Annotated in this window: 5 protein-coding genes, 1 tRNA gene and 1 pseudogene; 6 read left to right on the top strand and 1 reads right to left on the bottom strand. The window is 43.0% G+C overall.

Annotated elements, in window-relative coordinates; genetic code table 11:
* Nucleotides 1-230 precede the first annotated feature (230 nt).
* On the top strand, nucleotides 231-3,452 hold the full coding sequence (gene carB / locus HMPREF9010_RS06470; protein WP_008650418.1) for a carbamoyl-phosphate synthase (glutamine-hydrolyzing) large subunit: 3,222 nt from the start codon (nucleotides 231-233) through the stop codon (nucleotides 3,450-3,452).
* Nucleotides 3,453-3,553: 101 nt separating this feature from the next.
* Here the strand turns inward: carB and HMPREF9010_RS06465 are convergent, their stop codons facing one another.
* Nucleotides 3,554-5,536, bottom strand: coding sequence for a family 20 glycosylhydrolase (locus tag HMPREF9010_RS06465; RefSeq protein WP_008650419.1), 1,983 nt, complete (start codon nucleotides 5,534-5,536; stop codon nucleotides 3,554-3,556).
* Nucleotides 5,537-5,674: 138 nt separating this feature from the next.
* On the opposite strand from HMPREF9010_RS06465, the gene yaaA reads away from it, so the two are divergent.
* From yaaA to HMPREF9010_RS06440, 5 genes and pseudogenes are all read left to right on the top strand, one after another.
* Complete coding sequence (gene yaaA, locus HMPREF9010_RS06460; protein WP_004297186.1) at nucleotides 5,675-6,448, top strand: peroxide stress protein YaaA; 774 nt, start codon at nucleotides 5,675-5,677, stop codon at nucleotides 6,446-6,448.
* Nucleotides 6,449-6,451: 3 nt separating this feature from the next.
* A complete protein-coding gene (locus tag HMPREF9010_RS06455; protein WP_004305590.1) occupies nucleotides 6,452-6,997 on the top strand; it encodes a sugar O-acetyltransferase in 546 nt (181 codons plus the stop codon).
* Nucleotides 6,998-7,183: 186 nt separating this feature from the next.
* Nucleotides 7,184-7,258, top strand: a tRNA-Val gene (locus HMPREF9010_RS06450).
* 141 nt (nucleotides 7,259-7,399) lie between these two features.
* Nucleotides 7,400-8,746 (top strand): adenylosuccinate lyase, encoded by a 1,347-nt coding sequence (gene purB / locus HMPREF9010_RS06445; RefSeq protein WP_008650420.1) that lies wholly within the window; start codon nucleotides 7,400-7,402, stop codon nucleotides 8,744-8,746.
* A 73-nt stretch (nucleotides 8,747-8,819) separates the two neighbouring features.
* Nucleotides 8,820-9,213: pseudogene (locus tag HMPREF9010_RS06440) on the top strand (pseudouridine synthase); the annotation flags it as partial.

Here is a 9,213-nt window from a genome sequence, read left to right on the forward strand (position 1 = left end):
AATATGTCGTTACTTTGCACAAATTTTGATATTAACAATGAATCAACAGGAAATCAGAAGTAAGTATTATCTACATTCGGATGTTTTGCACCCGGAAACGGCAGACTTCTTCTCTTTTCTCCAAAAACGATATTTTAGTTCTTTGGTAATGCGTTAATCCTTTTTTGAGGGTAACGCATTTTTTTTATGGACGAACTTAGAAATAACAACTTATTATAACAACAAAAGAAATGGAAAAGGAAATCAAGAAAGTTCTCGTTTTGGGTTCTGGAGCACTCAAAATCGGACAAGCCGGAGAGTTCGACTACTCTGGTTCACAAGCACTGAAAGCTTTGAAAGAAGAAGGTATCAGCTCAGTATTGGTAAACCCGAACATCGCAACCATTCAGACTTCTGAAGGTATTGCCGATAAAGTGTATTTCCTTCCCGTAAATACTTATTTTGTAGAAGAAATTATCAAGAAAGAACGTCCTGATGGTATCTTGCTGGCATTCGGCGGACAGACTGCGTTGAACTGCGGTGCGGAACTCTACACACAGGGTATTCTTGATAAATACGGAGTAAAGGTGCTTGGTACATCGGTAGAAGCTATCATGTATACAGAAGACCGTGATTTGTTCGTGAAGAAACTGAACGAAATCGAGATGAAGACTCCGGTTAGCCAGGCAGTAGAAAACATGGAAGATGCCATTGCTGCTGCACGCAGAATCGGTTATCCTGTCATGGTACGTTCTGCTTATGCATTGGGTGGTCTTGGTAGCGGTATCTGTGCCGACGAAGAAGAATTCCTGAAATTGGCTGAAAGCTCCTTTGCTTTCTCTAAACAGATTCTGGTAGAAGAATCGTTGAAAGGCTGGAAAGAAATCGAATTTGAAGTGATCCGTGACGCTAACGACCATTGCTTCACAGTAGCCAGCATGGAAAACTTTGACCCGCTGGGTATCCATACCGGTGAATCCATCGTAGTGGCTCCTACCTGTTCACTGGATGATAAAGAATTGACTCTGTTGAAAGAACTTTCTACTAAATGTATCCGTCACCTCGGTATCGTGGGTGAGTGTAACATTCAGTATGCTTTCAACTCTGATACGGACGACTACCGTGTGATTGAAGTAAATGCCCGTTTGAGCCGTTCTTCTGCATTGGCGTCTAAAGCTACCGGTTATCCGTTGGCATTCGTTGCTGCTAAAGTAGCGCTTGGCTATACACTCGACCAGATTGGTGAGATGGGGACTCCGAATTCTGCATACGTAGCTCCGCAACTTGACTACTATATCTGTAAAATCCCTCGTTGGGACTTGACTAAGTTTGCCGGTGTATCTCGTGAAATCGGTTCAAGCATGAAGTCGGTAGGTGAAATCATGTCTATCGGCCGTTCTTTCGAAGAAATCATCCAGAAAGGTCTTCGTATGATTGGTCAGGGTATGCACGGTTTCGTAGGTAACGACGAACTGCACTTTGACGATTTGGATAAAGAACTTTCCCGTCCGACTGACTTGCGTATCTTCTCTATCGCACAGGCCATGGAAGAAGGTTATACTATCGAACGTATCCACGACCTGACTAAGATCGATCCCTGGTTCCTTGGCAAACTGAAAAATATCGTAGACTACAAAGCTAAATTGTCTGCTTATAATAAGGTAGAAGATATACCTGCCGATGTAATGCGTGAAGCTAAAGTGTTAGGTTTCTCCGACTTCCAGATCGCCCGTTTCGTACTGAATCCAACCGGAAACATGGAGAAAGAAAACCTGGCAGTGCGTGCTCATCGTAAATCTATGGGTATCCTCCCGGCTGTAAAACGTATTAATACAGTTGCTTCCGAACATCCGGAACTGACTAACTATCTGTATATGACTTATGCAGTGGAAGGTTATGATGTAAACTATTATAAGAATGAAAAATCAGTAGTCGTACTGGGTTCGGGTGCTTACCGTATCGGTAGCTCTGTAGAATTTGACTGGTGTTCGGTAAATGCCGTTCAGACAGCCCGCAAATTGGGTTACAAATCTATCATGATTAACTACAACCCTGAAACGGTTTCTACTGACTATGATATGTGCGACCGTCTGTACTTCGACGAGCTTTCGTTCGAACGTGTACTCGACGTAATCGATCTGGAACAACCTCGCGGTGTGATTGTCTCTGTAGGTGGACAGATTCCGAACAACCTGGCTATGAAACTTTACCGCCAGTCGGTTCCTGTATTGGGTACTTCTCCGATCTCTATCGACCGTGCTGAAAACCGTAACAAGTTCTCTGCTATGCTTGACCAACTGGGTATCGACCAGCCGGCATGGATGGAACTTACCAGTCTCGAAGAGGTGAAAGGATTCGTAGAAAAAGTAGGCTATCCGGTATTGGTTCGTCCTTCTTACGTTCTTTCGGGAGCTGCTATGAATGTTTGCTACGATGACGAAGAATTGGAAAACTTCCTGAAGATGGCTGCCGAAGTTTCTAAAGAATACCCGGTAGTTGTTTCTCAATTCCTTGAAAATACAAAAGAAATTGAATTTGATGCTGTTGCCCAGAATGGTGAAGTGGTGGAATACGCAATTTCTGAACATGTGGAATTTGCCGGTGTTCACTCCGGTGACGCTACACTGGTATTCCCGGCACAGAAGATTTATTTTGCAACGGCACGCCGTATCAAGAAAATCAGCCGTCAGATTGCTAAAGAACTTAATATCTCCGGTCCGTTCAATATCCAGTTCCTGGCTCGTAACAACGAAGTGAAAGTAATCGAATGTAACTTGCGTGCTTCTCGTAGTTTCCCGTTTGTTTCTAAAGTACTGAAACGTAACTTCATCGAAACAGCTACCCGCATCATGTTGGATGCTCCGTACTCACGTCCGGATAAATCTGCATTTGATATCGACTGGATTGGTGTAAAAGCATCTCAGTTCTCTTTCTCTCGTCTGCACAAGGCTGACCCGGTATTGGGTGTGGATATGTCTTCTACAGGTGAAGTTGGATGTATCGGTGATGATTTCTCTGAAGCATTGCTGAATGCAATGATCGCTACCGGATTCAAGATTCCTGAAAGAGCAGTAATGTTCTCTTCCGGTGCTATGAAGTCGAAAGTGGATTTGCTGGATGCCAGCCGTATGCTGTTTGCTAAGGGATATCAGATTTATGCTACTGCCGGAACTGCTGCATTCCTGAATGCTCATGGAGTAGACGCGACTCCGGTTTACTGGCCGGATGAGAAACCAGGTGCAGAGAATAATGTAATGAAGATGATCGCTGACCATAAGTTTGACCTGATCGTAAACATTCCGAAGAATCATAGCAAACGTGAATTAACGAATGGCTATCGTATCCGTCGTGGTGCAATCGATCACAACATTCCATTGATTACAAATGCTCGTCTGGCAAGTGCCTTTATCGAAGCATTCTGTGAATTGAAATTGGGTGATATTCAGATCAAGAGCTGGCAGGAATATAAATAAACTGCTTTAGCTGTTTATCAAAATAAAAAGAACTCCCTCTTTGGAATGCCAAAGGGGGAGTTTTTTGTTTAAGTTGTCTTGTTGCGAATAGATGTTTTCTGTTATTTGCTTACACGATAATTGTGTACTTTCAGATTCTCTATCCGGCTATTGAAGTTTCCGGCTTTCTCGAGCGGGAAAACCAATGTGCGTATATAACTCATAGAATCTTTTCCTGCATTGAAATAACATTTCTGTATGTTCATTTCTTCAACAACCTTTCCGTTTACTCTGAGTGTGGTACTACGATGATCGCCTTCAATCTGAATGGTCGCTTTCTCTCCCGGATTCACTTTATATGGGAACGTATTCAAATAACCATCGCGTGCAAAACCCATCATCCCTCGAATTGGATCTGCTAGATAGAATACGGCATTGGGTGAACGGAACAATTCTGTTCCGCTTTTCTCTGGTGCTCCGGTAATGTCGAAGCTGACTGTATAATTATAGCCGATTTCCGGGTAAGTGGAAGTGCTGCCGGGAGCAACGGTAGAACGCTCATATACCAATGCCGGACTCTTGCCGATTCTTCCCAATTGATTGACTCCGGGGGCTTCACTGATAGCACTACGCTTTTCATTATACACTTCGAATGGCAGACTGGTTTCTTTCCCTGTCCATGTCTTTACTGCTAGAGTTTGTAACGCAGGGAATACACGGTGATGAATGTCTTTCACGGAAATTCCATTACCTGCATGGTCGTTCCAGATGGCAAACATGCCACCGAGAATAGCAGGGTGCTTTTCTTCGAATACGGCTTTCCCGATATGTGCCGGTGTCCATTCTTTATATAAAAATACCTCGTTAAGATAATCCTGATAGTAACCAGCTAATGGAACAATGTAAACCATTGCATCCGGAATGCTGATTAGCTGGTAGCCGTCTTTTATCATGGTTGCTGGGTCGGCATATCCGTTATACCAGGCATTCATAATGATATTTTCTGATTTGACAGGGGTGTCTCCTTTAGCATGAGTGAGAGCGCCCCATATCACGGCTTGTTTGCCAAAGCCTTCTATCAGCCGGATATAATGGTCGGTGAAAGCCCGGAATTTTTCTACTACCTCTTTCTTGGCATTCGAGTATTCGTCGGTACCGATATGCACACGCTTGCCTACGAATACAGGGTCGTCACCTTTCAGGTATTCTTTGAACAGATCGTCTGCAAATTGATAGGTTTCCGGTTTGAATAAGTCAAGATGATCCATTCCGTACTCCTTGCTCCCAATTTCCGGTTTGTAATGAGTGAATGCTAATGAATGTGCCGGAATATCAATTTCCGGTATAATCTCTACAAAGTTGGTTGCAGCTTGTTTTTGAAAATCAATAAATTCTTTTTTAGAATAAGAACCGTCGCGGGCTGTGAGTCCCGGATAAGTTTCGGACTCCAGACGGAAAGCAGCATAAGTCTTGTCCCAGTTGTTATCAAAATATTGCTTGAATCCATTATCATTCAGATGGACTTGCAGGGTATTCATCTTGTAATAAGCCATTATTTTTACCAGATCCTGAAGATAGCTCATCGGAATGAATTTACGACCGCAGTCTATCATGAATCCCCGGATGGAGTAGTCGGGGTAGTCGCGGATTATTCCTTTGGGAAATGAGTGCTCCTGGCTTTGTTCTGCTATTTGCAAGAGGGTACGTGTGCTCCAGTAAAGCCCTGTCGGGGTGGGAGCAGAAGTCGTGATCCGATCGGTAATCTTGATTTCATAACCCTCTTCTCCCAGCTTTTTGTCAGCTGACAGTGATAGGATGAAGTCTCCGGGTGTGGCTTTGCCTTGAGTTACGCTTAATGTTTTTCCGAACATTTGCTGATAATCGTCGGCAAACATTTGGGCTATTCTCAGCAATTCTGGATTTGCAGAGGTGCATACTATCTTCGCATTTGTTCCCGGAGTGAAATTACCATCTTTTCCTGTCCATTGTTTGAGTTCGGGGACAACAAAAGGTTTAGAGTTTACGCTGGCATAGGATAAACTGCCATACAAACAGAAGATTGTCAATAAGCATAACACTTTCAGGGGGATTAGTGTGTATGTCATAATGGGGGTGTTTTTGTTATTAATAAATGATTAAAGTTAATTATTGGCTGAATTTAGGGATAATCTGTCTATTAGCCAGCAAGAGAAGCGATTTATTTTTTATTTTTGTTTTTCGAAAAGATAAAATCAGATTTAACAATGTTAGTACTTCTATCTTGTGCCAAGACTATGAGTGAAACTTCAAAGGTGAAAGTTCCTTTGAAAACGGTTCCACGATTTCAAAAAGAAGCTTCCGGGATTGCTTTGCAGATGTCACAGTTTTCGGTGGACGAACTGGAACGCCTGTTGCGTGTGAATGCTAAAATAGCTGTGGAAAATTACAAGCGTTATCAGGCTTTTCATGCGGAGGGTACACCGGAACTGCCTGCTTTATTGGCTTATACCGGAATTGTGTTCAAACGGTTGAATGCAAAAGATTTCTCGAAAGTAGAATTTGAATATGCGCAGGAACACTTGCGGCTGACTTCTTTTTGTTATGGACTGTTGAGGCCTTTGGACGTTATTCGTTCCTATCGGTTGGAAGGAGATGTAGTGCTGCCTGAACTGGGTAATCAGACGATGTTTTCTTATTGGCAGTCCCGTTTGACGGATGTGTTCATTGAAGACATCAAGAAAGCCGGCGGCATACTTTGCAATTTGGCCAGTGACGAGATGAAAAGCTTGTTTGATTGGAAGCGGGTGGAAAAAGAGGTGCATGTCATCACTCCCGAATTTCAAGTATGGAAGAATGGAAAATTGGCTTCGATAGTGATATATATCAAAATGTCCCGTGGTGAAATGACACGGTTCATTCTGAAGAATCGAATTGAAAATCCGGAGGATCTGAAAAGCTTCTCTTGGGAAGGGTTTGAATTTAACGAATCTCTTTCGAACGAAAAGAAGTTTGTATTTACTAACGGCAAAGAAATATAAGGTATGACGGAAGTTGAGAAGATGCGTAGTAGCCAGTTGGCTGATATGTCTGCACCGGAGTTGCAGGTACGTTTTGAACATGCCAAAAAACTATTGGCACGTATGCGGGGAATGAGTACGTACGATGAGGGTTATAGAGAATTATTGGATAAGTTGGTACCGGGGATTCCTGAAACTTCCATTATATGCCCGCCTTTCCATTGCGATCACGGGGACGGAATCAAGTTGGGTGAACATGTGTTTGTTAATGCCAATTGCACTTTCCTGGATGGAGGATATATCACAATTGGTGCTCATACACTGGTCGGTCCTTGTGTGCAGATTTATACGCCTCATCATCCGATGGATTATCAGGAAAGAAGAGGCTCTAAGGAATATGCTTATCCGGTGACGATTGGCGAAGACTGCTGGATTGGTGGCGGAGCTATTATCTGTCCCGGTGTGACGATTGGTAATCGTTGTGTGATAGGAGCGGGGAGTGTTGTGACGAAAGATATTCCCGACGACAGTGTTGCAGTCGGGAATCCGGCACGGGTGATTCGTAAATAAGTTGCTTTATCTGGTAGACAGACTGGACGAAGTGAAAGTTGTGAGAAAAAAACTTTTTTGTATTATTTGTTGATAATCAGAGCTTTTCTTTATTGTGCAAAAACTTTCTTGAAAAATAATACATGAAATGTTTGCAGAATTCAAAAAATGCCGTACCTTTGCATCGCTTTTGAAACGGAAGTGTACGGGCGTTTAGCTCAGCTGGTTCAGAGCATCTGCCTTACAAGCAGAGGGTCGGCGGTTCGAATCCGTCAACGCCCACTATAAAACAGAGTCTTACGAAGAAATTCGTGAGGCTTTTTTTATTTCTTACCGCTTTTATACAAACTTTCTCTATCCTTTTGCTCTATAACTCAGGAAAAAGAGTTAATTTTGCAATCTGATAATTATCTAAGAAAACGTATGGAACTTGATGTATTAACGGCCATATCTCCGATTGATGGTCGATATAGAGGCAAAACTAAAGCTTTGGCAGCTTATTTCTCTGAATTTGCACTGATTAAATACCGTGTACAGGTAGAGGTGGAATACTTTATCACCTTGTGCGAACTCCCTTTGCCGCAATTAAAAGGAATCGATAGCAATGTGTACGAAACTTTACGGAATATCTACCGTAACTTCTCTGAAGCAGACGCACAGCGCATTAAAGATATCGAGAGTGTAACTAACCACGACGTGAAAGCTGTAGAATACTTCCTGAAAGAAGAATTTGACAAGATGGGCGGAATGGATGACTACAAAGAGTTTATCCACTTCGGATTGACTTCTCAGGATATTAACAATACGTCTGTTCCTCTTTCTATCAAAGAAGCATTGGAACAGGTTTACTATCCGTTGATTGAAGAACTGATTGCACAGTTGAAGACTTATGCAACAGAATGGGCTAACATTCCAATGCTTGCCAAAACTCACGGTCAACCGGCTTCTCCTACTCGTTTAGGCAAGGAAGTGATGGTATTCGTTTACCGTCTCGAACGTCAGCTGGCTATGCTGAAGGCATGTCCGATTACCGCTAAGTTTGGTGGTGCTACCGGAAATTATAATGCGCATCATGTAGCTTATCCTCAATATGACTGGAAACAATTCGGTAATCGGTTTGTTGCAGAGAAACTGGGATTGGAGCGTGAAGAATATACTACACAGATTTCGAACTATGATAACCTTTCTGCTGTTTTTGATAGTATGAAGCGTATCAATACGATTATGGTCGATATGAATCGTGACTTCTGGCAGTACATCTCTATGGAGTACTTCAAGCAGAAGATCAAAGCCGGAGAAGTGGGTTCGAGTGCCATGCCGCATAAAGTGAATCCGATTGACTTTGAAAATGCGGAAGGTAACCTGGGTATAGCAACGTCTATCCTGGAACATTTGGCTGTGAAACTTCCTGTTTCCCGTTTGCAGCGCGACTTGACAGACTCGACAGTGCTGCGTAATGTAGGTGTGCCTTTCGGTCATATCGTGATTGCTATTCAGAGTTCTTTGAAGGGATTGCGTAAACTGTTGCTGAACGAACCAGCTATCTATCGTGACTTGGATAACTGTTGGAGCGTAGTGGCAGAAGCTATTCAAACCATTCTGCGCCGTGAGGCTTATCCGCATCCGTATGAAGCTTTGAAAGCTTTAACCCGGACCAATCAGGCTATTACAGAAAGTTCTATTAAAGAGTTTATCGAAGAATTGAATGTAAGCGAAGATATTAAAAAAGAGTTAAGAGCAATCACTCCCCATACATATACGGGGCTTTAATTGTTTACTTATATAATAAACGTGTTTTTAAATAGGCCGTGAGGCCAAAGTCTAATTTTATTCGAATAAAAAAATGAGCACAGAAAACGAAGAATGGCGCGAAAATTCTTTCAATGAAGAGAATACAGGTGCCGGCCGTGATGGTAACAGGTCTTACAACAGAGAAGGTGGAGAACGTCCGTATCGCCCTTCTTACAACCGTGAAGGCGGGGATCGCCCGTATCGCCCGCGATTTAATGCCAACAATGAAGGAGGCGAACGCCCGCAGCGTTCGTATGGTGACCGCTCTTATGGCGATCGTCCTCAACGTCCTTCTTACAATCGTGAAGGTGGCGATCGTCCGTATCGTCCTCGCTTCAATAACAATAATGAAGGAGGCGACCGTCCTCAACGTCCTTACAACCGCGAAGGTGGTTCTTATGATCGTCCTCAACGTCCTTCCTACAACCGTGAAGGTGGTTCTTATG

The sequence above is a fragment of the Bacteroides sp. 3_1_23 genome, from assembly GCF_000162555.1.
Lineage (GTDB): Bacteria > Bacteroidota > Bacteroidia > Bacteroidales > Bacteroidaceae > Bacteroides > Bacteroides ovatus.